The 25,646-nt window shown below is 57.8% G+C and carries 20 protein-coding genes and 1 riboswitch; of the genes, 10 read left to right on the plus strand and 10 right to left on the minus strand.

Translation table 11 applies throughout. From position 1 onward, the window contains the following. Positions 1 to 85: 85 nt before the first annotated feature. The 6 genes from J7416_RS12890 to J7416_RS12915 form a co-directional block, all read right to left on the minus strand. Positions 86 to 781: an ATP-binding cassette domain-containing protein gene (locus J7416_RS12890; RefSeq protein WP_209225170.1), complete on the minus strand. Its 696-nt coding sequence runs from the start codon at positions 779 to 781 to the stop codon at positions 86 to 88. Continuing rightward, entirely contained in the window at positions 768 to 2,315 is a 1,548-nt protein-coding gene (locus J7416_RS12895) for a thiamine/thiamine pyrophosphate ABC transporter permease ThiP (RefSeq protein WP_209225171.1), read from the minus strand. Before J7416_RS12895 ends, J7416_RS12890 begins: the two co-directional genes overlap by 14 nt. Next, positions 2,291 to 3,271: a thiamine ABC transporter substrate binding subunit gene (gene thiB / locus J7416_RS12900; protein WP_209225172.1), complete on the minus strand. Its 981-nt coding sequence runs from the start codon at positions 3,269 to 3,271 to the stop codon at positions 2,291 to 2,293. The genes J7416_RS12895 and thiB overlap by 25 nt, the downstream gene beginning before the upstream one ends. A 33-nt stretch (positions 3,272 to 3,304) precedes the next feature. After that, positions 3,305 to 3,408, minus strand: a riboswitch (TPP riboswitch). Positions 3,409 to 3,511: 103 nt separating this feature from the next. Then, the gene (locus J7416_RS12905; protein ID WP_209225173.1) at positions 3,512 to 4,876 is read right to left on the minus strand and encodes an ArsB/NhaD family transporter; all 1,365 of its coding nucleotides are present in this window, start codon (positions 4,874 to 4,876) and stop codon (positions 3,512 to 3,514) included. Between the two features lie 24 nt (positions 4,877 to 4,900). Continuing rightward, positions 4,901 to 5,389 (minus strand): CBS domain-containing protein, encoded by a 489-nt coding sequence (locus J7416_RS12910; protein ID WP_209225175.1) that lies wholly within the window; start codon positions 5,387 to 5,389, stop codon positions 4,901 to 4,903. 203 nt (positions 5,390 to 5,592) lie between these two features. After that, the gene (locus tag J7416_RS12915; protein WP_209225177.1) at positions 5,593 to 7,542 is read right to left on the minus strand and encodes a 3-hydroxyacyl-CoA dehydrogenase NAD-binding domain-containing protein; all 1,950 of its coding nucleotides are present in this window, start codon (positions 7,540 to 7,542) and stop codon (positions 5,593 to 5,595) included. A gap of 251 nt (positions 7,543 to 7,793) precedes the next feature. Here J7416_RS12915 and J7416_RS12920 point away from each other — a divergent pair, with 251 nt between their 5' ends. The 10 genes from J7416_RS12920 to J7416_RS12965 all read left to right on the plus strand — a co-directional run bounded on the left by J7416_RS12920 (position 7,794) and on the right by J7416_RS12965 (position 21,422). Next, positions 7,794 to 9,335 carry an AMP-binding protein gene (locus J7416_RS12920; protein WP_209225179.1) on the plus strand — a complete coding sequence of 514 codons (1,542 nt, stop codon included), beginning with the start codon at positions 7,794 to 7,796 and terminating at the stop codon, positions 9,333 to 9,335. Further along, positions 9,335 to 10,549: an acyl-CoA dehydrogenase family protein gene (locus J7416_RS12925; RefSeq protein WP_209225181.1), complete on the plus strand. Its 1,215-nt coding sequence runs from the start codon at positions 9,335 to 9,337 to the stop codon at positions 10,547 to 10,549. Before J7416_RS12920 ends, J7416_RS12925 begins: the two co-directional genes overlap by 1 nt. Further along, positions 10,546 to 11,718: a CaiB/BaiF CoA-transferase family protein gene (locus J7416_RS12930; protein ID WP_209225183.1), complete on the plus strand. Its 1,173-nt coding sequence runs from the start codon at positions 10,546 to 10,548 to the stop codon at positions 11,716 to 11,718. The genes J7416_RS12925 and J7416_RS12930 overlap by 4 nt, the downstream gene beginning before the upstream one ends. Next, positions 11,718 to 12,923, plus strand: a complete 1,206-nt coding sequence (pcaF, locus tag J7416_RS12935; protein ID WP_209225184.1) for a 3-oxoadipyl-CoA thiolase — start codon at positions 11,718 to 11,720, stop codon at positions 12,921 to 12,923. The genes J7416_RS12930 and pcaF overlap by 1 nt, the downstream gene beginning before the upstream one ends. A 217-nt stretch (positions 12,924 to 13,140) precedes the next feature. Beyond that, positions 13,141 to 14,097 carry a tripartite tricarboxylate transporter substrate binding protein gene (locus J7416_RS12940; protein ID WP_209225186.1) on the plus strand — a complete coding sequence of 319 codons (957 nt, stop codon included), beginning with the start codon at positions 13,141 to 13,143 and terminating at the stop codon, positions 14,095 to 14,097. Then, the gene (locus J7416_RS12945) at positions 14,094 to 14,615 is read left to right on the plus strand and encodes a tripartite tricarboxylate transporter TctB family protein (protein ID WP_209225188.1); all 522 of its coding nucleotides are present in this window, start codon (positions 14,094 to 14,096) and stop codon (positions 14,613 to 14,615) included. Before J7416_RS12940 ends, J7416_RS12945 begins: the two co-directional genes overlap by 4 nt. An 11-nt stretch (positions 14,616 to 14,626) precedes the next feature. Further along, positions 14,627 to 16,138 carry a tripartite tricarboxylate transporter permease gene (locus tag J7416_RS12950; RefSeq protein ID WP_209225189.1) on the plus strand — a complete coding sequence of 504 codons (1,512 nt, stop codon included), beginning with the start codon at positions 14,627 to 14,629 and terminating at the stop codon, positions 16,136 to 16,138. Positions 16,139 to 16,190: 52 nt separating this feature from the next. Then, positions 16,191 to 19,073, plus strand: a complete 2,883-nt coding sequence (locus J7416_RS12955; protein WP_209225191.1) for an FAD-binding and (Fe-S)-binding domain-containing protein — start codon at positions 16,191 to 16,193, stop codon at positions 19,071 to 19,073. A 10-nt stretch (positions 19,074 to 19,083) separates the two neighbouring features. Then, positions 19,084 to 20,541: a sulfatase-like hydrolase/transferase gene (locus J7416_RS12960; RefSeq protein WP_209225193.1), complete on the plus strand. Its 1,458-nt coding sequence runs from the start codon at positions 19,084 to 19,086 to the stop codon at positions 20,539 to 20,541. Beyond that, on the plus strand, positions 20,538 to 21,422 hold the full coding sequence (locus J7416_RS12965) for an amidohydrolase family protein (protein WP_209225194.1): 885 nt from the start codon (positions 20,538 to 20,540) through the stop codon (positions 21,420 to 21,422). The genes J7416_RS12960 and J7416_RS12965 overlap by 4 nt, the downstream gene beginning before the upstream one ends. Here the strand turns inward: J7416_RS12965 and J7416_RS12970 are convergent. From J7416_RS12970 to J7416_RS12985, 4 genes are all read right to left on the minus strand, one after another. After that, positions 21,410 to 22,369 carry a LysR family transcriptional regulator gene (locus J7416_RS12970; RefSeq protein WP_209225196.1) on the minus strand — a complete coding sequence of 320 codons (960 nt, stop codon included), beginning with the start codon at positions 22,367 to 22,369 and terminating at the stop codon, positions 21,410 to 21,412. The two genes, J7416_RS12965 and J7416_RS12970, sit on opposite strands and share 13 nt — an antisense overlap. A 72-nt stretch (positions 22,370 to 22,441) precedes the next feature. After that, positions 22,442 to 22,882, minus strand: a complete 441-nt coding sequence (locus tag J7416_RS12975; protein ID WP_209225198.1) for a hypothetical protein — start codon at positions 22,880 to 22,882, stop codon at positions 22,442 to 22,444. A gap of 176 nt (positions 22,883 to 23,058) precedes the next feature. Then, positions 23,059 to 23,823: an enoyl-CoA hydratase-related protein gene (locus J7416_RS12980; RefSeq protein WP_209225199.1), complete on the minus strand. Its 765-nt coding sequence runs from the start codon at positions 23,821 to 23,823 to the stop codon at positions 23,059 to 23,061. A gap of 600 nt (positions 23,824 to 24,423) precedes the next feature. Next, positions 24,424 to 25,611, minus strand: coding sequence for a zinc ABC transporter substrate-binding protein (locus J7416_RS12985; RefSeq protein WP_209225201.1), 1,188 nt, complete (start codon positions 25,609 to 25,611; stop codon positions 24,424 to 24,426). Positions 25,612 to 25,646 lie beyond the last annotated feature (35 nt).

Consider the following 25,646-nt stretch of genomic DNA (forward strand, 5'->3'; position numbering starts at 1 on the left):
TTGGCTTGCTGGTTCGTTTCAACGCAGACATGGCCATTGCTCGACCCGTTCCCGCCAAGGCGCACCGAAGGGCAGGTCCGTTGTTCTACGAGCCGAGATAGGCGCGCAGGCTTGGCGGAGGGTTTTCGAACAATGTCTCAGTCTGAGCGGGCGCGTGTACCACCTCGTCCGAGACAAGTATAGTCTGATCGGCAATGCGGCGTGCATCCTGCGGATCGTGGCTGACCATCAACAGGGTCGTGTCGGTCTCGGCCACAAGACCTGCGACCAAATCCAGCATTTCAGCCTTGAGTGCTGGCCCCAGAGCGGCAAAGGGCTCGTCCAAAAGCAAAAGCGCGCGGCGTTGGACCAAAACGCGGGCCAGTGCAACGCGGCTTTGCTGTCCGCCAGACAGTTCTGACGGTCGGCGGTCTCCAAGGCCGGGCAGGGCAACCCGGTCAAGTGCGGATAGAACCTGTGACTCTTCTTCGGTTGTTAAACGCCTGTTTGGACGCAGACCCAAAGCGACGTTCTGTGCTGCCGTAAGGTGAGGAAACAGGTTGCCGTCCTGAAACAACATCGCCAAAGGACGCTGACCCGGGTGCAGATTGGAAATGCGCGCGCCGTTCCATACGATCTGGCCTTGTTTGAGGTCCCGAAACCCGGCGACAGTTTCCAGAAGGGTGGATTTACCTGCACCAGAGGGGCCGATAATCGCCACCTTGGCGCCGGTTTCGATCTCGATGTCTGCGCTCAGGGTGAAAGATCCGTTTTCGATCACGCAGCGATCAAGCTTCAGCATGCCAGCGGCCTCCTCGATCCAACAGCCAGAACGCGCCCATTGACAGAAACAGCAGCAATAGCGCGCCCCCAGCAGCAGCTTGCATCTGATAGGCTCCCATCAGGCGATAGATTTGCAAGGGTAGGGTTGCAATCTGTGGATCGGCAAACAGAGCGATCACACCAAGGTCTCCCATCGACAGTGCTGCCCCAAGTCCGGCGGCAAAACCGATCTGAGGGCGCATGCGCGGCAACAGAACGCGGCGGAGAAACGTCCATTTCCCCATGTTGAGTGACAAGGCCAGACGTCCGTGTCTGGCCGTGATGTCCTTTGCAGCAGGCACCAGAATACGCAAGGCAAAGGGCAGGGCCATCGCGGCATTCACCAAGGCGGTAACGGGCAAGGCCAGAGTGGTTGGGTTGGCGATAGGGCGGATCAGGATGAACAGGCCGGTGCCAATAACCAGAGGTGACGCGGCCAGCCCAAGGATCCCGCTCAACTCGACCAGCCCGTACCGGCCGCTTGCAACAGCGGTGGCCATGGGCAGGGCCAGCATCAATAAAATGAGCGTGCTGGCTGCTGCAACAAGGACAGAGGTGAGCGCTGCGCGAAGTACCAATGCGGGCATATCAAACACGCCCGCCAGTCCAGAGATTGCGACCGACGCCAAGGGCAGCAGCAGAAACGCCGCAGCTGCCGAAATCCAAAATACGTCTAGCGCGGGTGCGCCGCCGTCCCAGCGCCGCAAAGCGCGGTCAAGGCCGGCGCCAAACCCGTCGCCGCGCGAAAACCTCAACGCGGCCAGGGCTGCCGCAGCGGTCAAAGCCAACTGCAGGGCCGACAAAAGCGCGGCGCGGCCAAGGTCGAAATCGTAAGTGAATGCCTGATAAATCGCCAGTTCAATTGTGGTTGCCCGGGGCCCTCCGCCCAAGGTGAGGGCAACGGCGAAACTGGTCAGGCAAATCGCGAAGATTACGGCGACAACACCCGGCAAAGCCCGTTTGAGCATCGGCAACTCGATCAGGCGGAACATCGCCATGCCGTTGCAACCAAGCTGGGCCGCCAGTCGAAAGCGCTCGGCGGGGATCTCTTGCCAAGCCTGCAGCACAAGGCGCGTGGCCAGAGGAAGGTTGAAAAACACGTGGGCCAGAACAACCCCATGCAAGCCGTAGATCCGAATGGGCGGCAGGCCGAAAAGGCCCAGTAGGTCAGAAATCCATCCCGATCGGCCGAAGACCTGCAACAGACCGAGGATGGCAACGATGACAGGAAGGATGAACGGCGCGCCCAGAAGGGCAATCAACGCGCGGCGACCAGGGAACCGCCGACGGGCCAAAGCACGCGCGACCGGTACCGCCAAGGCTACGCTGAACAAAGCGGACAGGACGGCCTGGGTCAGCGTGAACCGCAGTGCAGCCCAATCGGCGGGGCTGAACCCGCCGCTTGTCTCGGCGCGCAGGGCAACCGCGGCAAGCGTGCCCAGGATCAGCGCAGCGACCAGCGCCGCTGCACCGATACCCGGCCATGCGCTTACTGGCTTAGCGCGTTCTGCCATTCCGCGAGGGCCTCATCACGCACTGCGGCGGCTTCATCGGGTGAGAACAGCAGGGACTTGGCAGGCACGGTCAGGGTGTCGAACCCCTCGGGCAGGCCGTCCGCCGGGGTAACGGCGGGGTACATCCAGTTGGTCGTCGGGATGATCTGCTGGAACGCGTCTGTCACCATGAAATTCAGGAATTGGTCGGCCAGTTCAGGTTGGTCTGTCGCGGCCAGCTTTGCTGCCACTTCGACCTGCAAATAGTTGCCTTCGTCAAAGGCAGCAGCTGCTTTGCTAGCATCTTCTTCAGCGATCAGGTGATAGGCCGGAGACGTGGTGTAGCTGAGAACCATTTCGGACTCGCCTTCCAGAAACAGGCCATATGCTTCGGACCAGCCTTTGGTGACGGTCACGATGTTATCGGCCAGACCCGCCCAGATCTTGGGCGCTTCGTCGCCATAGGCTGCTTTGACCCACATCAGCAGGCCCAGCCCGGGTGTGGATGAGCGGGGGTCCTGGATAATGATCTTTGTGTCACTGTCGGCCAAATCGCGGAAATTGGTGGGCGCGGTGGCGTCAGCGTTGTGGACAAAGGCAAAGTAGCCCCAGTCATAGGGCGTAAAGGTGTCGTCCGACCACTCGATCGGCAGCGCGAAATCGGTCGAAACCGAGTTGGGCGCGAACAATCCGGTTTCCTTTGCCGCCGTGATCAGGTTGGTATCCAGACCCAGAACCACATCGGCATCCGAGTTTTCGCCTTCAAGCCGGATACGCGATAGCAAGGCCGCGCCGTCTTCAACGCCCACAAGGTTCAGCTCGCATTCGCACACGGCTTCGAACGCTTCTTTGACCTGCGGGCCGGGGCCCCAGTCAGATACAAAGCTGTCATAGGTGTAAACGGTCAGCTGAGGTTTGTCGGCGGCGATGGCCGACGTTGCACTCAGAATTCCCGCAGCAATCAGCAGATGTTTCATGTCATCCTCCATTGCGGCGAGAGGGCAAGGATGGATGAAACCGAAACCCTTCCCTCCGCCGGTTCTAGCCGGTTCAGGTTCTACGGGTTCGCCAAAGGCATCTCAGCGCGGCAGGCCGCGCACCCCGAGGTAAAGGTGTCACTAGGAGGGATTGGTGCGAAAGACAACCATATTCGGCAACATGGAGGCGATCCGGGGCCCTCTGAACCAATTGGATGCATGGTTCAGAGGGCTATACGATCAGAAGTAGCGCAGCCAGATATACACGTTCGCGATCATCAGGGTCAGGATCATGATCGGGAATGCGATTTTGGCAAATGCGATAAAGCCGATGGGTTGTTTGGCCTTTTCCGCGAATGCAGCCACGGTCAGGTTGGCGCTTGCCCCCAGCAGGGTGCCGTTGCCACCCAGACAAGCCCCAAGTGCCAGCGACCACCACAACGGCTCAATCGCGTCCTTGCCGCCAAAGGTGTCGGCGGTGGACTCGATCAGCGGGATCATTGTTGCGACAAACGGAATGTTATCCAGAATGGCCGACAGGATGCCGGAGGCCCAGAAGATGAAAAACGCGGTCCACATCATATCGCCCTGGGTAAGCTCCAGCACTTTTTCTCCGAAGAAGGCTAGAAGCCCGACGTGCTCGACCCCGGCAACAATGACAAACAGGCCGCCGAAGAAAAAGATCGTGACCCATTCCACCTCACCAAAGATGTGGTGCACGGACTCGGTCTGTTCTTCACCGTGCTGATGACCGTAGGCCAGCAGCATCAGCAGGCCGGCACCGGCCAGTGCCGAGGTGCCCGGCTGAATGCCGTAGCTGTGCCCCAAGGTGAAGCCAAGCAAGACCAGTGCCAGAACAGATAGGGATTTGATCATCAAAGGCACATCGGTCACCGCTTCGGATTCGTTGAATCCCATGATCCGTTCACTGGCCGATTTCGGAATTCTGGCAAGTTCCTTGCGGTTCATCAGATAGATAATGCCGGTCAGAACAACCAGACAAATGGCAGAAATGGGGGCCAGGTTCACCACAAATTGGTTGAAGCTCAGCCCAGCGGCCGAGCCGATGATGATGTTGGGCGGGTCACCAATCAGGGTGGCGGTGCCGCCAACGTTCGACGCGAGGATTTCGGCAATAAAGAACGGAAAGACCCGCGTTTCCAGCGCTTCGGTGATCAGCAGCGTGATCGGAGCAATCAGCAACACGGTGGTCACGTTGTCCAACAGCGCCGAGAATACAGCTGTGATCAGGGTCAACATGATCAGAATGCCGGTTGGATTTGCCTTCACCGATTTTGCAGCCTTGATCGCTACGTACTGGAAGAGGCCACATTTACTGGTGATCCCCACGATCACCATCATGCCGATCAGCAGGGCCAGAGTGTTGGAATCAACCCCGGCCACCGCCTGCTCTTGGTTGATGATGCCGAACAGGACCATCAGCGATGCGCCCAGCATTGCCAGAATGGCGCGGTTGACCTTTTCAGTGATCAGGACCGCATAGACCAGGATCAGAATGCCTGTTGCGACCCAAAGGGGATCGATTCCCAATAGTTGTGGAACAGAGAGAGTGGCCTCTCCGTGTGACGTCGAATGCGTTGCCAAGGTTTTAGTCCGGTTTGTAGGGGGTTAGCTGAGAGCGCGATCCAGAAGCGAGTTGGCGCTGACTGTGCCAACAAAACGGTTGGTTTCGGGCTCAACAAGGATCACGTGCCGTTTGTATTTGTAGATCAGGAAGATGCCCTCCATGACAGGCGTGTCGGGGGCAGCCACGGGGATGTTCGAGGGCCTCGACATGTTGTCGCGGACCTTCTCGGTCTTGAGCCTATCCAGCTGCTGTTCGAAATCGTCCCGCGTCAGGTTCATAAAGCTCAGCGATTCGATGGCGACGCGCGATGCATCATCATTCAAGCCAATGGTTGCGGCCTTCGGCAGGATCAGTTTCAGCAATGTCGGCGCGGTGAATACCCCAACATAGGTTCCGTCGGAGTCGACCACCGGCAAAAACCGGGCGCGACTGCGGCGTATGATGTTGAAGGCTGTGGCGACGCTTTCGTCGGGCAGAATGGTCTTTTGTACCTCTGGCGGTACCATTACGTCATAGCAGGTCAGGCCCATGCTTTTCCTCTGACTTCGCGTGGCGTCAGGTGGGGAACCACCAAAAAAGCCACAGAAAAACGCCCTGCCGAGGCCGGTTCAAGCCTGTTTGAGCGAATCAAAATTTGTAGATGCGCACTGATTCCATCGCCGGTCGGAATTGACCAGCCCTGATTCGAGATTAGGTCGCGATTCCCCTACGCGAAGTCGCCCACAGAAGTGGCTTACTGTCTTTGCAAGAAGTCCGGGCCACCCCTGTGGCGGGGAAAGCCGTAGCCGTTCACGAAAACCACATCGATGTCGCCGGGTCGGGCGGCAACGCCCTCATCAAGAATTGCCAAGCCTTCTTGCGCCAGTGCTTCCATGCAGCGCGACGCAATCTGTTCTTCGCTCAGCTTGCCTGGGGTCACTCCGTAGTCACGGGCAGTATCGGCAATCAAGTCCAATACCATTTGGTCTGTGGCTGCCCCGTCCGGGCTGTAAGAGTAGAAACCGGCCCCAGATTTGCGACCTTTGCGACCAGCCTCAACCAACGCATCGTGCACTTTGAAAGCATAAGGGTGGACCCTGTCACCGGGCAGGGATTTTCGCATCAGATAGCCCACATCAATTCCTGACAGATCAAGCACCTGAAACGGCCCCATGGCCATTCCGAAATTGCGCAGCGCTTGATCTACGATCTCAGGCGACCCTGTTTCCAAAAGAAGAAGCCCGGCCGCTTTCTGGTAGCTTTGATACATTCGGTTTCCGATGAAGCCGTGGCAATTGCCTGCGATGACGCCGGTTTTGCCCAGTTTCTTCATCATTTGTGCCAAGGTCGCCAGAACCCATGGCGCAACTTGATCGGTGCGCACGATCTCGACCAGTTTCATTACATGCGCGGGGCTGAAAAAGTGCAGGCCAGCAACTTGATCGGGCCTGTCCGTGGCGTTCGCAATTGTGCTGACGTCCAGATAGGACGTGTTCGTTGCTAATATCGCCGATGGCTTGCAGGCCTTGTCGAGCCGGGCAAAGATTTCTTTCTTTACCTCCAGCAGCTCAACGGCGGCTTCTATGACCAGATCGACATCAGCCAGATCCGCATAGTCGGTCGTTGGGTGCACCAAGGGTAAAATCTCGGCAGCCCGCCCTTGCGTCAGCTTTCCACGTTTAACGCTTTGCGAAAGGTTTTCGCGAATGCGGTCGATACCTGTAGCGGCAGCCTCGGCTGAGATTTCGACCAACGTGACGGAAATCCCATTTGTGGCAAAGAATTGAGCGATTCCCGCGCCCATAGTGCCTGCGCCGATTACGCCGACCGACACAATCTGGCGGGCCACAGACGGATCAACGCCTTCGATCTTCGCACTGGCGCGTTCGGCTGCAAATATATGGCGCAAGGCTTTGGACTGCGGGCTTTTGCGCAGTTTCAGCGACAACGCGCGTTCCGTCGCCTTTCCCGCATCCACATCTGTTCCGGTTGCTGCCTCGATCGCATCAATGACAGCCAGGGGCGCATCCAGCCCGCGTTTGCGTTTGGCACACTTCGCGCGCCACTGGTCAAACAGGTCATGGGAAAAGCTGTCTGGCGCAATGGCCTGGTTCAGCTTGCGCGCAGTCTGACCCTGGGCGACAATTTTCCGGGCAAACTCAATGGCGTCTGGTTCCAGATCGTCAACGATCTGGTCGATTAACCCTGTAGAGAGCGCCGCTTCGGTCCCGACCGGTTTGCCTTCAACCGCCATGTTCAAAGCTGGCTCAACGCCGATAAGCCGGGGCAGCCGTTGGGTGCCGCCCGCACCGGGGACAAAGCCAAGATTAACTTCGGGCAGGCCGAACCGGGTGCCGGGAACGGCGACGCGATGGGAACAGGACAGCGCTATCTCAAGCCCACCGCCCAAGGCCTGACCATGAATTGCTGCGACCAGTGGTTTCGAGCAACGCTCGATAGTGTCGGTCAGATCGTTCAGATGCGGGGGCAGCGGGGGCTTTCCCAGTTCAGAGATATCGGCCCCGGCCATGAACGTGCGGCCAGCGCACAAGATGACTGCAGCCTTTACCTCGGTGTCTGCCTCGATTGCAGAAACGGCATCTTCCAGACCTTGCCGAACAGCTTGTGAAATTGCATTCACCGGAGGGTTGTCGACCCGAATGACCGCAATCGCGCCATGCTTTGTAGTGGTTGTCACAGTCATGGCCGCCCCCGGTAATGTTGTTGTGGCTGAGGCTCTCACTAGCTCTTTTTCGGGGCAATCAAAAATATGATGTTGTGATGCAGTCTATCGATTTTTTGTATGGGGCGTCTCTGCAGAGCATAACAAAATCAGATGGCGTGCAGAGGTAAATAGTATTTTCCGAGATTTGTTCAGAGCCCTAACCTTGCCGAAACTGACCACAGCTGCGCGCATCTCGTTTTGCGCTCTTGGCCCTATGCAAGGAAGTTGCAATGAACCTTGGCTACCTCGTGACCCGATCCGCCCTGTACTGGGGCGATCGCATCGCTTTGAAAGATGAACGCGTTACCCTGACTTATGCGCAGGTGGACGAAAGGACCAACCGCCTGGCTTCTGCTCTGGCTGAGCTTGGTTTGATCAAGGGGGATCGCGTTGCCGTGCTTGCGTGGAACCGAGTGGAAATCGCCGAGGCGGAAGTTGCTTTGCTGAAAGGCGGCTATACCCGGGTTCCAATCAACGCGCGCCTGTCCGAGGACGAGGTTGTGCATGTCTGTGCCGACAGTCAGGTCAAAGTGCTGATCACGGATGAGGCCCATCTGGTCGCTGCACAAAAAGCGCTGGCCACGAACCCGGGTCTGCAAACGTTGCTGATCATGGGCGAGGGCAACAGCTACGAGGACGCGCTGCGCGACGCTGATCCGGCACCCTTCTGTGCCGAAGTTTCGCCCGATGACATCATGGTGCACCACTACACGTCCGGGTCTTCTGGCGTGCTAAAGGCTGCGATGCATTCGTTGCGCAACCGCCGGGCAATCCTGCGCAAGATCACATTCCGGTCGCGCCTGTACCCGGATCAGCCTGAAACCTTTCTGCATGTCGGTCCGATCACCCACGTGTCGGGCATGGCACTAATGCCGCTGCTGGCGCAGGGCCATACGAATATCATCCTTTCGCGGTTTGACGTGGACACTTACCTTTCGACGCTTCAGCGCGAAAAGGTGACACAGACCTACCTGGTCCCGACCATGATCAACCGCATCCTGGCTGCACCGAACCGAGGCGACTATGACCTCTCTTCTCTGAAACTGCTTCGGTACGGTGCAGCCCCTATTTCTCCGGCGCGCCTGCGTGAGGCGGTCGCATTCTTCGGCCCAATCCTGAACCAAGGTTACGGCGCAGGCGAGGTCTGTTCCTCGGTCACACTGTTGACGGAGGAAGACCACAGGCTCGCCATGACCACGCGGCCCGAGCTGTTCAGCTCGTGTGGGCGGGCGCTGTTTGATACCGAGGTATTCGTTGTCGATGATGAGGGTAACGAAATGCCCAATGGGCAAGCCGGTGAGTTGGTCGTGCGCGGCGAAGACGTCATGCAGGGCTACCACAATGCCCCTGAATTGACCGAACCGGTTTTGAAGAACGGCTGTTATCATACTGGCGACATCGCTTACATCGACGAAACTGGCTATATCTTTATCGTTGACCGCAAGAAGGACATGATCGTCACTGGTGGGTTCAACGTTTACCCCAATGAGGTCGAGCACGCCCTGTTCGAACGGCCCGAGGTATTCGAAGCCTGCGTTGTGGGTGTGCCGGATTCAGATCTGGGCGAGGCAGTCAAAGCCGTTGTGGTTCCGCGCGACGGGGTCAACGTGGATGCTGACGCCTTGATTGCGCATTGCGTCGACAAGCTGGGCAAGTTCAAAAAGCCGCACTCGGTTGATATTGTTGCTGAACTTCCCAAAAATGATGCGGGAAAAATTCTGCGTCGGCAAGTGCGAGACTCGTATTGGGCGGGTTCGGATCGGAAGGTGTGATGATGGGCTTGAACAGAGCGACAACCGGATTGGAGACTGCCGCTTTTGCCGAGCTTCGCGGCAAGGTGAACGACCTTTTGTACAATGAAATGATCCCGTTCGAGAAAGACAACGGGCTGACGCACGAAACTCGGTTCGAGCGTGCGCAGTTGGAAGAATGGTGGAAACGCTCGCGCGAGCTGGGAATCTATGGCTGCAACTTGCCGGAAGAGTACGGCGGTCTGGGTTTGTCCATCGACCAGCTATGCACGCTGAAAGAGGACGCCACCCGCTCGAACGCCGCGCTTTATGGGTGTGTTCTGGGCGAAAACGGTGGCCCGATGCGGATCGGCTATATCATCACACAAGCCTCAGACGAGCAAAACGAAGAGTTCTTTTATCCCGCTGCGCGGGGCGAGCGGGCAGGGTGCTTTGCCCTAAGCGAACCCAATGCAGGATCAGACGCCACGCGCATTCAAACACGGGCCGTTAAAGATGGAGATGATTACATCATCAACGGTCACAAGCGCTATATCACCGCGTCTCGAACTGCTGATTTTGCCATCGTTATGTGTGTCACGGACCCGGATGCGGGAACGGACGGAGTGACGGCGTTTCTGGTCGACGCGAACTCGCCCGGGTACCGGATCGAGGGGCATTACCTGCCGATGTCAGGGCAGCATATCGACAATGACATTATCTTGGAAAACGTGCGCGTCCCGGCGCGAAACATCCTTGGTGGGTTGGGCCGAGGGTTCAAGCTGGGCATGGAGCGGATCAACATCAACCGTCTGTTGCAATGCCCGACAATGTTGGGTCACGCGCAGTTTGCACTGGAACAGGCAGTGGATTATGCGAACCGTCGGGTGCAGTTCAATCGACCGATCGCTAACTTCCAGGCGATCCAGCATATGCTTGCAGATATGAAGACTGCCAACTACGCCGCTCATTCGATGATTCATGCCGCCGCAGCCAAAGCAGATCGGGGCGAGAACATCCGATCTGAGGCGTCGATGTGCAAGGTTTTCGTGGCCGAGAATGCATTTCAGGTGGCCGATAAAGCCATCCAGATCCACGGCGCTACCGGTATGACCAAAAACCACCCGGTCGAGTGGGTCTTCCGCCGCCTGCGCATGTTCCGCGTGCTGACCGGCAGTTCAGAAATTCAGCGCAACACCATCGGCAAGGGCATCCAGAAAGCGTGGCAGAAAGCCAACCCGGAGGCAGCAGAATGACGAACGACTGGTCCTTTTTGAATGGTATGCGCATCATCGACCTGTCGCGCCTTTTGCCCGGCCCTTTTGCAACACAATCGCTTGCGGACCTGGGTGCTGAGGTTATCAAGATCGAAGAGCCCAAGCACGGTGATCCGGGCCGTTTTTTGGGCAAGGATATGTTCGCACGCTTGAACCGGAACAAGATGTCGCTGACGCTGGACCTGAAATCTGATGAAGGGAAGGCGGTGCTGACTGACTTGCTAAAGAGCGCAGACGCGGTGATCGAGAGCTTTCGGCCGGGCGTCATGGATCGCCTCGGTTTTGGATACGAAGCGGTCAAAGCGATGAATCCGGCGATTGTGTATTGCTCGTTGTCCGGCTTTGGACAGACCGGCCCCTATCGTCATCGTGCCGGTCATGACATCGATTTTCTGGCCCTGTCGGGCTATTTCGCGGTGCCGTCGCAGGTGAATGACAGGCTTGCGCGGCCCAAGGTGCGGCTGTCGGATTATGCGGGGGCGATGTATGGGGCGTTGTCCATGGCTGTGGCGATGGCCTCGGCCAAGATCAGCGGCAAAGGTCAGTATCTGGATGTGGCGATCACGGACGCTATGGCCAATTGGTCGTCGCCTCTTGTCCGCATAGCGCATGACCTGTGTCAGGGCGATCCTGACCAAATGTCTTTTGTGATGCCCGACAACGATATCTTTGAAACCAAGGACGGCAAGCACATTGCCATTGGGTTGTTCGAAAACAAGTTCTGGGTTCTGTTGGCCGACATGATGGGTGACGAGTTCCCCTATCTCCGGCGCGAGGATTTCGCCACCAACCGCCTGCGGAACAATCAAAAACACGCGGTTCATAGCATGATGTCTGAGATGTTCGCGGCCAAAACCCTAGAGGAGTGGGAGGTGCTGTTTCGCCCAACCGACCTGCCTTGGGCGGTCGTCTACGAAGATATGCGCCTGTTCGAGGATCCGCATCTGAACGAGCGTGGCATGTTCGGTGAACTGGGCGAAGGCGAAAACAAAACCTATCAGGCCGGGTATCCGACCAAGTTTTCTGCCGGGCTGGACGAGTTCCGATTGCCGCCTCCGCAAAAAGGGCAGAATACGGATGAAATTCTGAAAGGTCTTGGCCATAGCGAGGCCGCCATTCAGGCAATGCGCGATGCGGGGGTGATCTGATGGCCGAAGCATTTATCTGCGACGCGGTGCGCACACCCATCGGGCGCTATGGTGGAGCCTTGTCATCGGTTCGCGCTGACGATCTGGGGGCGATCCCGATCAAGGCGTTGATGCAACGGAATACAGGCGTCGATTGGGCCGCCGTTGATGACGTTTTGTTTGGCTGTGCCAATCAGGCGGGAGAAGACAACCGCAACGTGGCGCGTATGTCGTCACTCTTGGCGGGATTGCCGGAGTGTGTGTCAGGCACGACCTTGAACAGGCTCTGTGGATCAGGTTTGGATGCGGTCTCCTACGGCGCTCGTGCAATCCGGTCAGGCGATGCCGATCTGATCATTGCGGGTGGTGTCGAAAGCATGAGCCGTGCTCCTTTCGTGATGCCCAAAGCCACTTCCGCGTTCAGCCGGGCCAACGAAGTGCATGACACCACCATTGGTTGGCGGTTCGTGAACAAACAGATGGAGGCGCAGTACGGCGTCGACTCGATGCCCGAGACGGCCGAAAATTTAGCGGCCGACTTCAATATTAGCCGAGAAGATCAGGACCAGTTCGCCTTGAGATCCCAGCAACGCGCGGCAAAGGCGCAGTCGGAAGGTGTCTTTGCCCAAGAGATCTGCGCCGTGGAGATCCCTCAGCGCAAGGGTGACCCCAAGGTAGTTGAAAGCGACGAACATCTGCGGCCAGACACGACAATCGAAGCTCTGGCCAAATTGCGGGCGCCGTTCCGCGACGGAGGGAGCGTGACAGCAGGGAATGCTTCGGGTGTCAATGACGGTGCAGCGGCGCTGATCATCGCGTCCGAAGAGGCCGCACGCCGTCATGGCCTGACGCCTCGGGTGCGCGTCGTCGCCGGTGCAACCGCAGGTGTCCCGCCGCGGATCATGGGGTTCGGGCCAGCACCTGCCACGCAAAGGCTATTGGACCGAACGGGCATGAAGATCGAACAGATCGATGTGGTCGAGTTGAATGAGGCATTTGCGGCGCAGGCGCTGGCCGTGACCCGCGCTTTGGGTCTGCCGGATGATGCTGCGCAGGTGAACCCCAACGGTGGGGCTATCGCTTTGGGCCATCCGTTGGGAATGTCTGGTGCGCGACTGGCGTTAACTGCCACGGCTCAGCTGACGCGCACAGGCGCTCGGTACGCGTTGTGTACAATGTGCATTGGCGTGGGTCAGGGAATTTCGGTCCTGTTGGAAAGGGTTTGACCAAAAATCAAACGCCTCGGAAACAGGCGGGTTCCGCCGACCTCTCAGCGGTCGGCGGAACACCTATTGGCCCCTCAAGAAACGGCCATTAAGCTATACCTAAATCCGATGGGCCGAATACTTTTATAGTATTTCTGTAATTGCCGGGCGCTTTGTACCTTCCAAAAAGATCAAATCGGCGGAATCGACTCCGTCGCAAATCTGGGAGGATTTCTTCGTGTTTCAACTAAGCAAAATCAAGTCCGCCGTCGCAGGTGTTGCGCTGTCTATGACCGCTTCGATTGCGTTCGCGGCCGACTTTCCTGAACGTCCGATCGACCTCATCGTGGGCTTCAAGGCCGGTGGTGGCACCGACACCTATGCGCGTGCACTTGCAAGTGCCGCTGATGCTCACCTGGGTGGTCAACCGGTCGTTGTTGTCAACAAGCCGGGTGGCGGCGGTCTGGTCGGCGGACGCTTTGTGGCAGACCAACCGCCCACTGGCTATACACTGTATCTGGCTTCGGCAGGATCGATGGTTCTGAAGAACCTGATCAAACCACAGGTCGTGTCGGCCAAAGACTTTAAAATGGTCGGCACAATTGGTGAACTGACAGCCGGTATCTTTGTGCCCGCCAGCTCTCCGATCCAGTCCCTGGATGAGTTGATCGAGGCGGGTAAATCGGCCGATACCAAGATGCGTTGGGGTCACACGGGCCGTGGCAATGTCTGGCATGTTGCGGGATTGGGTGTTCTGAACCCGAACGAAGTTGCCGCCAAGGATGTGCCGTTCAAGGGTGGTTCGGGCGTACGCGCGGCCCTTGCCAGCTCTGAGGTGGATTTTGGCATAATGGGCGCGCATCTGGGCCGTGGGTTTGAAGACGACGTGCGCCTGCTGGCCGTTCTGGCAAATGATCGCCATCCGGCAGCTCCTGATGCGCCTACCGCAAAAGAGTTGGGTGTCGATTTCGTTCCCGTGTCCTCGTCCATGATTGTGATGGCACCGGCGCGGACCTCTGACGAAGTCGTGGCTCAGCTGTCGGACGCAATTGTCGCGATTACACAGGATGAAGGCTATGTCGACACTCTTTCGACCGCCGGTCTGCCGACGTCCAGCGTGAGCGGTCCGGATACTGCAGTCGCTCTGACCGCCTCCGAGGCCGAGTGGGCGAAACTCCTGGAATCCATGGAATGAGCACGGAAATCGAAAACGAAGTGGTGCGCAAAACTGCGCGCCACAACATTTTTGCGGGGCTCGCCCTGGGCGCAATTGCAGCTTTCTTTTTCTGGAAATCCTTCGCGATCTCGCTGGATTTCGTTGATGAGGAAGGCATCGGGCCGCGGTTCTTCCCCCAAGCGATCTGTATGGCGCTGGGTTTGATCGGAGCGACGATGGTTGTCTTTGGGTTGCGAGAGCAAATCGCGCCTGCAGACAAATCCACCTTTGAAGCAAAGCGCTTCTTTGCGGATGCGGTGCCGTTGTTTCTGCTGGGTTTGGCTTACGTATGGATGTTCGGGGCCTTTGGCTACGTCACAGCGTGTTTCGTCCTGTTGCTGGTCGCAGCCGTTCTGTTTGCGGTACGGGGACCTGCGCTGATCCTTTTGCCCGTCTGTGCCACGGCCGCGTTGTATCTTCTGTTCTTCAAATTGATGACAGTCTTCGAGCCTGCCGCGACAATCTTCAACCCGCTGTCCCTGTTTGGGCTGAAGTGAGGTAAGCGAAAATGGAACTTCTTCACGGCTTCTACACAATCTTCACGACGCCCGAGACGCTGATGTTCGTCGTTCTGGGCGCTTTTCTGGGCGTGATCGTTGGCGCGGTGCCGGGCCTGACAGCTTCGGCCGCGATCGCAATGCTTGTGCCCATTACCTACTACATCGACCCACTGTCAGCGTTGGCGTTTTTGTACGTGATCGGAAAAGCCGGGCGCTTTGGAGGGTCGATATCGGCAATCCTGTTCAACACGCCCGGAACAACGGCGGCCGCGGCCACAGTGATTGATGGCCATGCCCTGACCAAGAAAGGCAAAGCCGGCAAAGCGCTCAAGACTGCGACCGTTGCATCGGTCATTGGCGACTTTATCGGCGAGTTGATCCTGATCTTTGGTGCGTTGACCATTGCGCAACTGACGCGAGAATTGGGCCCGCCAGATTACTTTGCCATCTATGTCTGTGCTTTCCTGATCATCGGTTCGGTCATCTCGGACTCGGTCCTCAAAGGTATCGCCTCGACCCTGTTTGGCGCGACGCTGGCGATGATCGGTTTGGATCCGATCACATCCGAGCCGCGCTATGACTTTGGAATGGTCGAGCTATACAATGGCTTGTCCCTTGTTCCATTGCTGATCGGCTTGTTCGTGATCTCCGAGGTGTTCTCGCAGATATTCCCTGCCCGTAAAGGGCAAGCGCATCATGATGAGATCCAGGCGAAAAGCCCCGACGACGACCGTTTGAGCTGGGAAGAGATCAAGCGCTGCCTGCCCTTTATCGGTCGCGGATCGGCTATTGGATCGATGGTTGGACTTATTCCCGGTGTGGGGTCGGCGGTTGCGTGTTTTGTGGCTTACGGGTCATCCAAGGCGAAGGCCAAAAACAAGGATGAATGGGGCAAGGGCGCGATTGAAGGCGTCGCCGCCCCCGAAGCGGCCAACAACGCCGTGTCCGGTCCTTCCATGATCCCGCTTCTGGCTTTGGGTGTTCCGGGTTCGACCATTGCAGCGATGCTGATGGGAGTTTTCCTGATTCATGGGATTCAGGTTGGCCCCAAAATCTTTGAGACCTCGGGAGATGTGGTTTATGGCCTGTTCGCGGCGGGTCTGACGGGAATCCTGCTCTATGGTCTGATCGGATGGTTTGGCGGTCCGTTGATCGGTCGCGTGATCGATAGGATCCCGCAGCGCCTGATCTACCCGACGATCCTGGCGGTCGCTCTGATCTCGGCCTATACCGCACGGTCGTCGATGTTCGACGTGGTGATCGCCTGCATCTTTGGCCTGATCGGGTACTTCATGCGGACCCTGAACTTTAGCCCCGCCGCAACGATCATCGCCTTTGTTCTGGCACCCGGCGCGGAACAGGCACTGCGTCAGTCAGTTCTTCTGACGGATGACGGGTTCGGTATCTTCCTGACCCGCCCGGTGGCGCTGGTGTTCTTTGCCATTCCGCTGGTCGCCATCGGTATCCGCATTGTCGCGCGCTTCCGGGCGTCGAAGCAAACAGCCGAATTATCCGCCTAACGCAGTAACACCGGGCGCTGCGGCGCTCGGTACCCCTAACAGTGTGAGTGAAATGCTGGATCAAACATCTACATCACTTGCCGGATTTCTAAAGTCCCTTTCCGAGTCCGGCTTTCAGGGCGATATCGAAAAGGATACAGCGTCGTGTCTGGTGGCTGCCACGGATAACAGCATTTATCGCCTGTTGCCCGACGCGATCCTGTTCCCAAAGAACAGCGGTGATGTTCAGCTTGCGGCCGATCTTGCCGCGCAACAGGGAATTGCGTTGACGGCAAGGGGCGGCGGTACTGGAACCAACGGGCAATCGCTGAATACCGGTGTTGTTCTGGATACTTCTCGGCATATGACCGAGATCCTGTCGCTCGACTTGGATGCGGGCACGGTCACGGTGCAGCCCGGCGTCGTCCTGGATCAATTGAACACCTTCCTCAAACCGCATGGCGTTTTCTTTGCCCCGACCGTATCCACGTCGTCCCGCGCAACGTTGGGTGGGATGTTTGCGACAGACGCCAGCGGAAAAGGAAGCCGGATTTATGGCCGCATGTCTGATCACGTTCTGGCCGCGGATCTGGTTCTGGCCAACGGGCGCACCGTCTCTATCACCACTCATGGTTCCAACGACGAAGACCTGCACCAAATGGGTGCAGAATTGCATCGCGCACTGACGGAACGCGCCTTTGAGATCGCCCGTCATTACCCGAAACTCAATCGCGGGCTGACCGGATATAATCTGGATCAGGCACGCACTCAGACGGGCGATCTCAATTTCATCAAGTTGCTTGCGGGGTCCGAAGGGACGCTGGCGCTGACGACACAGCTGACGTTACGCGTGACCCGTTTGCCAAAGCAGCGGGCGCTGACAGTTCTTGCCTTTGAAGATTGTGTCAGTGCGTTGCGCCACGTGCCACATCTGGTCGAATCCGACCCTGCTGCAATCGAATTTCTGGACGACAAGATACTGAAGCTGGCCGCCGCGTCCCCAATGTGGAGCGAATTGGAAGGCGTACTGGGCAGTATCAACAATGCCGGGGGTTTCTTGTTCGTCGAGTTTACGGGTGAAACTCAGGCTGACATTCAGCAAGGTCACAAAACGCTGGACCAGGTTTTGGCCCGAAACCGCATCCCGGTCATTGCGAAGGTTGCGACTGCCGAGGCCTCTGAGATCTCGGCACTGTGGGAGCTGCGGAAGCGCTCGGTCGGGCTGTTGGCGGCTGTTGAAACACAACGGATCGGATTGCCCTTCGTCGAAGACGCGGCTGTTCCGCCTGAAAACCTCGCGCAGTTTGTATCCGAATTCAGCACGCTTCTGGATGGGTTTGGATTGTCTTACGGGATGTTCGGTCATGCGGATGTGGGCTGCGTCCATGTTCGCCCGATGCTGAACATGCGCGTGCCCGAGGATCGCGATTTGATCCGTCAGGTCTCGGACGCGGTATCCGATCTGTGCCAACGCCACGGAGGGTTGATTTGGGGCGAACACGGCAAAGGCGTTCGGGGCGAATATGTCGAACGATATGTCGGCTCCGAGTTGTACGGGATCATGCGTCAGATCAAGGCGTGGTTCGATCCCGATAATCGGATGAACCCGGGCAAACTGGTGACAGCGCAAGGTAGTGACTTGACCGTCATGAAGATCGACGCGGTACCTTTCCGGGGCGCGCTGGACGCTGAAATCGATCCGGTCGCCAGCGCGGCTTATGAGCGCGCGATTGCGTGTAACGGAAACGGGGCATGCCATAACTGGGCACCGGATGATCCAATGTGCCCCTCATTCAAGGTGACGCGCGACAAGACGCAGGCCCCAAAAGGACGGGCTACCCTGTTTCGAGAATGGGCTCGGATGAAATCCACCGGGCAGGACGTCGTTGAGGTGGAAAGGGCGCTGAAACGTAGTCTGGACACCTGCTTGTCGTGTAAGTCTTGTTCCGGCCAATGCCCTGTGCGGGTCGATATTCCGGCGATGAAATCGGCCTTTCTGAACAGTTATTACCAGACACATGCGCGGACCTTGCGGGATCGCTTGTTACGCCGAATGGAGCATTTGTCCCTGCGTGCACGACGTTTTCCGGGCCTGATGAATCTGGCTCAGAGCAACCCGCTTGGTCGGTTGGTTTTGTCCCGGATGTTTGGTCTGACCGATGTCCCGACGTTTTCCACCACCATTGCCGAGCGTGCAGTGCTGCGCGCGGGCGGAACAGTCATCGCACCGGGAACACAAGTGCAAAACTGGGGCGCGCGGCCCGTATTTTTGGTCCTCGACAGCTTTACAGGTGTTTTCGAAACGCAAGTGGTCGGGATGGCGACGCAACTATTGGTGCAGCTTGGCTTTGATGTTTGGGCAACTGGGCCTCTTGCCAACGGTAAGGCGCAGCAGGTCCGCGGATATGAGCAGGATTTTGAACTTCAGCGCCAGCGCACAACCCGCGTGCTGGAAGGGGTCGCGCGGCAGGGGGTCGCCATGGTCAGTCTGGAACCGGCGGTTACTGATCTTTTCAGCAAGGAATACCAGCGTGGTGCTCAAGCTGAGTTCCAAATTCACTCGCTGGATCGGTTTTTATTCGACAACCTGGCAGACTTGCCCGCACTGCCAGAGAGCGAGCAGCGCTTTGCGCTTTTGTCTCATTGCACAGAGAAAACTGCAGACCCAGCCACGGTGCGGCGGTGGGTGGAAGTCTTTGCGCGCTTTGGCCTGACGCTCGCGCCGGTCTCGACCGGGTGCTGTGGTATGGCGGGACTGTTCGGCCACGAGGTTGAACATCAGGACATGTCCCGTGACCTGTTCGACCTGTCTTGGCGCGGCGCCGTGGCTGCCCAGGGGCGCATCCCACTGGCCACCGGGTTTTCCTGTCGATCCCAGGTCAAACGCTTTGGTGACAAACCGATCTCTCATCCTGTGTCGGCCCTGCTGGCGCAACTGAAAACCAAGAACTCCTGAAGAGGGCAAGATGAAACCTACGAACATGATCGTGCTGATGTCTGACGAACACGCTTCCAACATCATGGGCTGCGCGGGTCATCCGTTCATTCAGACGCCCAATCTGGATCGTCTGGCCGCGCAAGGCACCCGGTTCGACAGCGCATATACCAACGCGCCGATCTGCGTGCCGGCACGCGCTAGTTTCGCCACCGGGAAATATGGTCACCAAACGGGACATTGGGACAACGCGACGCCATACACGGGCGAGCCCAAATCATGGGGGCATTACCTGCAGGAAAACGGCAATCCCGTGGGTTCGATCGGTAAGCTGCACTATCGCAATGAAAGTGATCCGGTCGGTCTGGATTTCCAGCAGATTCCGATGCACCTGGTGAACGGAGTTGGCGATGTTTTGGGCTGTGTCCGCGAGCCACTGCCGCGCCGCTGGAAAGCGCGTGATCTTGCCGACAGTGCAGGGCCGGGTGAGACGACGTACACCAATTACGACCGCAACATCACTGAAGCGGCCTGCGAATGGATTGCCCAACGTGGTCAGGAAGGTGTGCCCGAAAAACCCTGGACTGTTTTCATCTCAATGGTCGCGCCGCACTTTCCGCTGACTGCCCCACAGCAGTTCTATGACCTATACAAGGACGTGGACCTGAAGCCGTCGAAACCGGCCAGCGAGAACGACCACCCATGGCTCAAGGCGCTGCGGCATTGCTTTGTCTATGACAACTTCAACGATGAACGCACCTGCGCGGCCCTGACGGGGTACTTTGGCCTTGTCAGCTTTATGGATACCAATGTGGGTCGCATACTGGACGCGGTCGATGCTGCGGGCCTGACCGAAACAACACGGATCGTCTACGTCAGCGACCACGGCGACAACATGGGTGAGCGTGGTATGTGGGGCAAGTCCAATATGTACGAAGAGGCAGCGGCCGTTCCGATGATCCTAAGCGGCCCTGATGTCCCCGCGGGTCATGTTTGCAAAACACCGGTGTCGCTGGCTGATGTCTTTCCGACCGTTCTGGATTGTGCCGGATTGAACGCAAAAGACTCGGAATTGCCGGGTCGTTCGCTGATCCGCATCGCGGCCGAGGCGGATTCAGCCGACCGCGTCGTGTTTTCGGAATACCATGCGGCGGGTGCGGCTTCGGGCGCGTTCATGATCCGAAAAGGCAAGTGGAAGTACATCTACTATGTCGGCATGGAGCCGCAATTGTTCGATCTTGAAGCTGACCCGGAAGAGGTCAATGACCTTGGAACAACGCCCACACATCAGGCCGTGCGGGAAGAGCTGCACGCCGAGTTGCTCCGGATTTGTGACCCCGTTGAGGTTGATCGCCAGGCCAAGGCGGATCAGGCTGCCATCATCTCGGCCAATGGTGGGGTTGAGGCCGTCCTTGAACGTGGCGGCTTTGGCGCGACACCTGCGCCTGGCGCAAATGCGGACTTTGTTGCGTCGAAAGCCGAACAATGACCCAAGCGCCGGATCGCCATATCCCGGTTTGCGAAGCGGCCGACCCAGCGCCTTATGCACCGGGGTTCGCCTTGCCGCCGCTGGCCTGCGATTGTCATGCGCATGTTTTTGGCCCGCTGCCGGATTGGCCGCTTGTGCCCGACCGCCTTTACACACCACCGGATGCTTTGCTCGGTTCATATCAGGATTTGCTGAAGAAGCTTGGGTTTGAGCGCGCAGTCATCGTTCAGCCCAGCGTTTATGGTACGGACAATCGGGCAACGCTGCGCGCGGTGACCGAGCAGCCCGATCGCATGCGCGCTGTGGTGGTTGTCGATGGCACGGTGCAAGAAGACCAGTTGCTGGTGATGCATGCGCAGGGTGCCCGTGGCGTGCGGGCCAATCTTCTGTTCAGCGGCGATCAGGCCATGCAGGACGTGCGCCGCATAGCTGATCGGATCGCGCCGTTGGGCTGGCATCTGCAGGTATTGCTGGATGTCTCGACCTTTCCCGACCTCTATGACTTTTTCAGTTCGCTGCCGGTTCCGACCGTGTTCGATCACATGGGGCACTTCCCTGCGGGCAAAGGGGTCAATGAACCTGGATTTCAGGCGCTATTGGCCTTGATGCAAAACGGCAAGGCATGGGCGAAGCTGTCCGGCGCGTACCGGATTACTGCAGAGCAGATGCCGCCCTACAAGGATGTGACGCCGATTGCGCGCGCTCTGATTGCCGCAAATCCGGATCAGGTTGTATTTGGCACCGACTGGCCGCACCCGCATATCCCGGTACCAATGCCCAATGATGGTGCCTTGCTGGATCAGCTTCAGGATTGGGCTCCGGACACGCAACAGCGCGCGACTATACTGAGTGACAATCCCGCAAGGCTTTACGGGTTCTGATCAGCTGTTTTTTCGGCGACCAGTTCGCCCCGGATAACGCCATCCTCGAAAAGCTCGTGGCAAATCTCTAGCATCTCCTGCCGGACGGCCCGTGTGGCCGCGTTCAGGGGTTGGTTCTTGGGCCAGGCGAGGTAAATGTCCCGCGTGAGCTCTGGTTTCACAAGGCGCTGTGCCTTGATTTCCCCGCGTCGCCATTGCGTATCAAATGAGGGCCAGGGCAGAACACCATAGGTCACACCGCTGCGGATGTAGCTGATCCGCAAGCGAGTGGATTCCGTGGTCACCCGCAAGTTGAGGGTCTTTCCCTTTTTCTGCGCGACCTCTTCGACCATTTCGCGCACCGCATGCGACCGCTGGCTGAGCACCAGTGGCACGGAAAACAATTGATCTACGTTGACCGTTTCTGTGCCATCGCTGGCTGCGTCCTGATCACGTCTGCGGGACACCAGAAACAGAGGTTCAGAGTATAAATGCAGGTACTCGGCCTTGGGGCTCTGGTCACGGGTGGCCAGAATGCCCAGATCGACCCGGCTGTTTTCGATCATCTCTTTGACGCTCAGGCCCAGCTCTTCCATGATCCGCAGTTCGACCTCTGGGTATTTGTCGGCAATCCGCTCCAACAGTTTGGGGGCGACGTGGACACCCAGCATCGGCGGGACCACGATCGAGACTTCGCCGCGCGGGGTATCAGCCTCTTTGCGGACATCGTCGGCGGCTTGCTTTAACTGCGCAACGATTTTCCGTGCGTGATGATACAGCACCTCACCCGCTTTGGTGGGTTTGACACCACGCGAAGACCGCACCAGCAGGTCGGTGGTCAATTCCACTTCGAGGTTGGCAATGTGCTGGCTGAGCGCCGGTTGAGCAATGCGCAACACCCGAGCAGCGCTTGAGACGCTGCCTTGATCCACGATCGCGATAAAGTAACGAAGCTGCCGAATATTCATCCTTACCCCGGACTCGTTCTCAGTAGCTGAAACTATATCCTGACCTGTTGTAGAAGAATATCCGATAACTGATTACCTCAGATCAATGGCAAAGGACGACCGTAGCTGAGCGGCCCAAACGCCCTCGATTTGGGTAACGACCCAAAGCGAAGGGAAGGCCACCAAAGGTGCACCTTCCTTGTCAAACCGGTTGACCATTACGTCCAGATGCACCTTTTCGGGACTGGTTTGCAGCGGCTTCAGGTGTCCCCATTCGGTATGGCCCCATTCGTCGCCCGCACGGTTGTAAAAGTCATCCATGTAGCTGTCCGGGGTCTCCCATGTTTTCATGGTGTTTCCAGCCAAACGAAAATGCGGAAAATGCAGCGTCTTTGCGATGGCTTTGGGATCGCGCGCATTCAGTGCAGTCAAGTGGCTTTCCATTACCGAAAGTGCAGCTTGGACGGCGTGGTTGTGCATCTTGAAAATCCCCTCGGCGCGCATGAGCCTGAAACGCAGGGCGGGTTGGCTCATTGTTATCCCGTCAGTTTATGGGGTCCGTGCCCATCCCGGAAATAGCAACTTTCTGTTGCAGGCATCGCTTTTTCTTATGACTGATTTGCGCCTGATCCACATCAGAACGCGTGCGTTTGACCTGGGTAATCCAGTTATTTGGCGTTCAAACTGGGCTCGGCCTGGCCGCGTGCGGCTTAGCCGTAGTTGGGCGCCCTTTTCTGCAGTTTGGCTGCAACGCTTTCGGCAAAATCCGCCGATTGCAATTGTTCTGCAAAGTCTTGAATCTCTGCACTCATATGCCCAGCGATTTCTTCCCGCTGACGACGGATCAGCGCCTTGGATTTCTTTAGCGCGGCTGGGGATGAACCAGCAATCTGCGCCGCGATCTGCTGAGCACTTGCCGCAAGCTCATCATCGGCAAACACACGGGCGACCAGCCCATGGTTCAGCGCCTCTGCAGCCGTAAGGACCCGACCGGCCAGCAGAACATCATTGGCAACCGCCATTCCAACAGAAGCAGGCAACAGCATCGAAGACCCTGCCTCGGGCACCAAACCCAGTTGAACGAACGGAGCGCTGAAGGTGGCGCTTTCTCCTGCATAGACCAGATCGCAATGCAACAGCATTGTCAGGCCAACCCCGATGGCGCCGCCGTTGACTGCGGCAATCAGCGGTTTGGGGCAATCACGGATAGCATTAAGGAACCGAACGATCGGGTTTTCGCCGCTTCCCAAGGGGATGCCGCCCGCCATGAAGTCCTGCAGGTCATTGCCAGCAGTGAACATGTCCCCGGACCCGGTGATCACCAACGCGCGGGCTTCGTCTGAGCGTCCATAGTCCTCAATGGCTTCTGCAATCGCCGTGTACATCGCAAACGTGATCGCATTTTTCTTTTCCTCACGGGAAATGGTGACCGTCGTGACGCGATCCTGCGTGTTGATGATGATGTTGTCGGTCATGAGGTAAGTCCTTGGGGCTCTAGCGGAAGTTTCCCGCTTCGATGTTGTGGTGTGGGATTGTCGCTGGCGGGCGTTCAATCCATGGCCCGGTTCAGGACCGCTTGCTAAATTTCGTATGCGTGCAGCCTATCATCGTCAAGAAATCACGCCGATGACCTCACGTCGCAATTCCTGCGGGGCAGCGTGCGTCGGTGTCATCCAGCTGTCGCTTGTATTAAAACTCTACCGCTCCGCCCTCGCATTTTGTGTGCGAGCACAGTGCTGGATCACATATTCGTTGTCGAAAGAGGAGATTTTCCTACGTACACCCCGGCGATATTGCCTTTTTGCACGCGAGGCAGCCGCGAATTGGTTCCGGTGATCAATCAGGCCAAGGCCAATAAGGCAGCTTTCGGGAACGCACCGGGCGGATTGTATTTGATGGCAAAAACGGGGCTGAGCTGTTGCTCCGCGTCGTCAGGAATCTCGGCAGGTTCTAAGCGGCCTGCGCCAAAACACGACATAAATTAGGTGCCGGGAACGACCGCACTCGTCAAGCGTTGTTCCCGGCAAGGTTCAGCCCGTTCCTGATATCCAAACCAAACGGGCTGATCGATTACGTCACAGGCATTCGGACAGGTTCGTCGCGATGTTGCGGATTACCTGAGGGTACAAGGTCGGACCAGTTTCCAGGTCAGAGCCCAACGGGTCAATTACAGCTGTGTTCGCCTCGGTGCCTTCCATGACGGTTGCAACCAGACCGGGGTTGAATTGCGGCTCGGACAGGACGCAGTTGATCCCTTCCTCACGAATCCGGCCCTGAATCTCAGCGATACGGGCTGGGCTTGGGTCCGATGCATCGCTTAACGAAATCGCGCCGGATGCCGGAAAGTCAAAGGCGTTTTCAAAGTACTGATAGGCGTCGTGGAACACGATGAAGTTGCCACCGCGCACCGGGTCCAGAGTTGCGGCGACCTCGGCGGACAGGGCGGCCATCTCTTCGCGCGCAGCTGCGGCGTTTGCGAAATAGGCCCCCGCGTTGTCCGGGTCCGCTGCGGAAAGTTGTGCGGCAATCACGTTCAGCCACGCGCCTGCATTCTCAGGCGACAGCCAGGCGTGGGGATCATGTTCCCCATGGGCGTGACCGTGGTGATCATCATGACCGGCATGATCGTCGTGATCTGCATGGTCGTCGTGATCATGGTCGTCACCCTCGGCGTGATCATCGTGGCCATGATCATCCTTGTGATCGTGGTCTTCGCCTTCGGCATGTTCGTCACCGTGGTCGTGATCGTCGTGATCCGCGTGGTCGTGGTCTTTGTCTTCTGCGTGGTCATGGTCGTCGTGACCTTCGCCCTCGGCGTGTTCATCATGCCCGTGATCGTCATGCCCGTGATCGTCATGATCGTCGCCTTCGGCATGGTCCTCATCGCCGTGGTCATGCGCTTCGAACAGCGCTCCTTCGCGGAAATCCAGCAGAACAGTGCCATCGGATTCAAGCAAGGCCGTAACTGTTGCGCCGTCGCTTAGCGTTTCGATCGCGCCTTCCATCCAGGGGGTCAGATCTTCACCAACCCAGAACACCAGATCCGCGTCCTGCAGTGCTGCCGCCTCAGAGGGTCGCAGGTTGTATTCATGTGGCGACGCACCGGGCTGTACGATCAGGTTCGGTGTGCCGACACCTTCCATCACGCGCGCCACCAGTGAATGTACCGGTGCAATATCAACTGCGACGTTCGGCACATCAGCCATAGCTGTGCCACCCAACAACGCAGCTGTGATCGAAACAGGAAGAAGCTTTCTGGACATCTAACCCTCTGTGTGATTTTATAACGTTGCGAGCG

Origin of the sequence: Ruegeria sp. R14_0, from assembly GCF_017743975.1 — a bacterium.
Classification (GTDB): Bacteria; Pseudomonadota; Alphaproteobacteria; order Rhodobacterales; family Rhodobacteraceae; genus Ruegeria.

Bases quoted from the DNA above. Each gene is read 5' to 3' on its own strand.
- J7416_RS12960 (WP_209225193.1), top strand. From the start codon at position 19,084: ATGAAACCTACGAACATGATCGTGCTGATGTCTGACGAACACGCTTCC.
- J7416_RS12985 (WP_209225201.1), bottom strand. From the start codon at position 25,611: ATGTCCAGAAAGCTTCTTCCTGTTTCGATCACAGCTGCGTTGTTGGGT.
- pcaF (WP_209225184.1), top strand. From the start codon at position 11,718: ATGGCCGAAGCATTTATCTGCGACGCGGTGCGCACACCCATCGGGCGC.
- J7416_RS12955 (WP_209225191.1), top strand. From the start codon at position 16,191: ATGCTGGATCAAACATCTACATCACTTGCCGGATTTCTAAAGTCCCTT.
- J7416_RS12945 (WP_209225188.1), top strand. From the start codon at position 14,094: ATGAGCACGGAAATCGAAAACGAAGTGGTGCGCAAAACTGCGCGCCAC.
- J7416_RS12930 (WP_209225183.1), top strand. From the start codon at position 10,546: ATGACGAACGACTGGTCCTTTTTGAATGGTATGCGCATCATCGACCTG.
- J7416_RS12950 (WP_209225189.1), top strand. From the start codon at position 14,627: ATGGAACTTCTTCACGGCTTCTACACAATCTTCACGACGCCCGAGACG.
- J7416_RS12980 (WP_209225199.1), bottom strand. From the start codon at position 23,823: ATGACCGACAACATCATCATCAACACGCAGGATCGCGTCACGACGGTC.
- J7416_RS12890 (WP_209225170.1), bottom strand. From the start codon at position 781: ATGCTGAAGCTTGATCGCTGCGTGATCGAAAACGGATCTTTCACCCTG.
- J7416_RS12895 (WP_209225171.1), bottom strand. From the start codon at position 2,315: ATGGCAGAACGCGCTAAGCCAGTAAGCGCATGGCCGGGTATCGGTGCA.
- J7416_RS12925 (WP_209225181.1), top strand. From the start codon at position 9,335: ATGATGGGCTTGAACAGAGCGACAACCGGATTGGAGACTGCCGCTTTT.
- J7416_RS12910 (WP_209225175.1), bottom strand. From the start codon at position 5,389: ATGGGCCTGACCTGCTATGACGTAATGGTACCGCCAGAGGTACAAAAG.
- thiB (WP_209225172.1), bottom strand. From the start codon at position 3,271: ATGAAACATCTGCTGATTGCTGCGGGAATTCTGAGTGCAACGTCGGCC.
- J7416_RS12975 (WP_209225198.1), bottom strand. From the start codon at position 22,882: ATGAGCCAACCCGCCCTGCGTTTCAGGCTCATGCGCGCCGAGGGGATT.
- J7416_RS12970 (WP_209225196.1), bottom strand. From the start codon at position 22,369: ATGAATATTCGGCAGCTTCGTTACTTTATCGCGATCGTGGATCAAGGC.
- J7416_RS12965 (WP_209225194.1), top strand. From the start codon at position 20,538: ATGACCCAAGCGCCGGATCGCCATATCCCGGTTTGCGAAGCGGCCGAC.
- J7416_RS12920 (WP_209225179.1), top strand. From the start codon at position 7,794: ATGAACCTTGGCTACCTCGTGACCCGATCCGCCCTGTACTGGGGCGAT.
- J7416_RS12915 (WP_209225177.1), bottom strand. From the start codon at position 7,542: ATGACTGTGACAACCACTACAAAGCATGGCGCGATTGCGGTCATTCGG.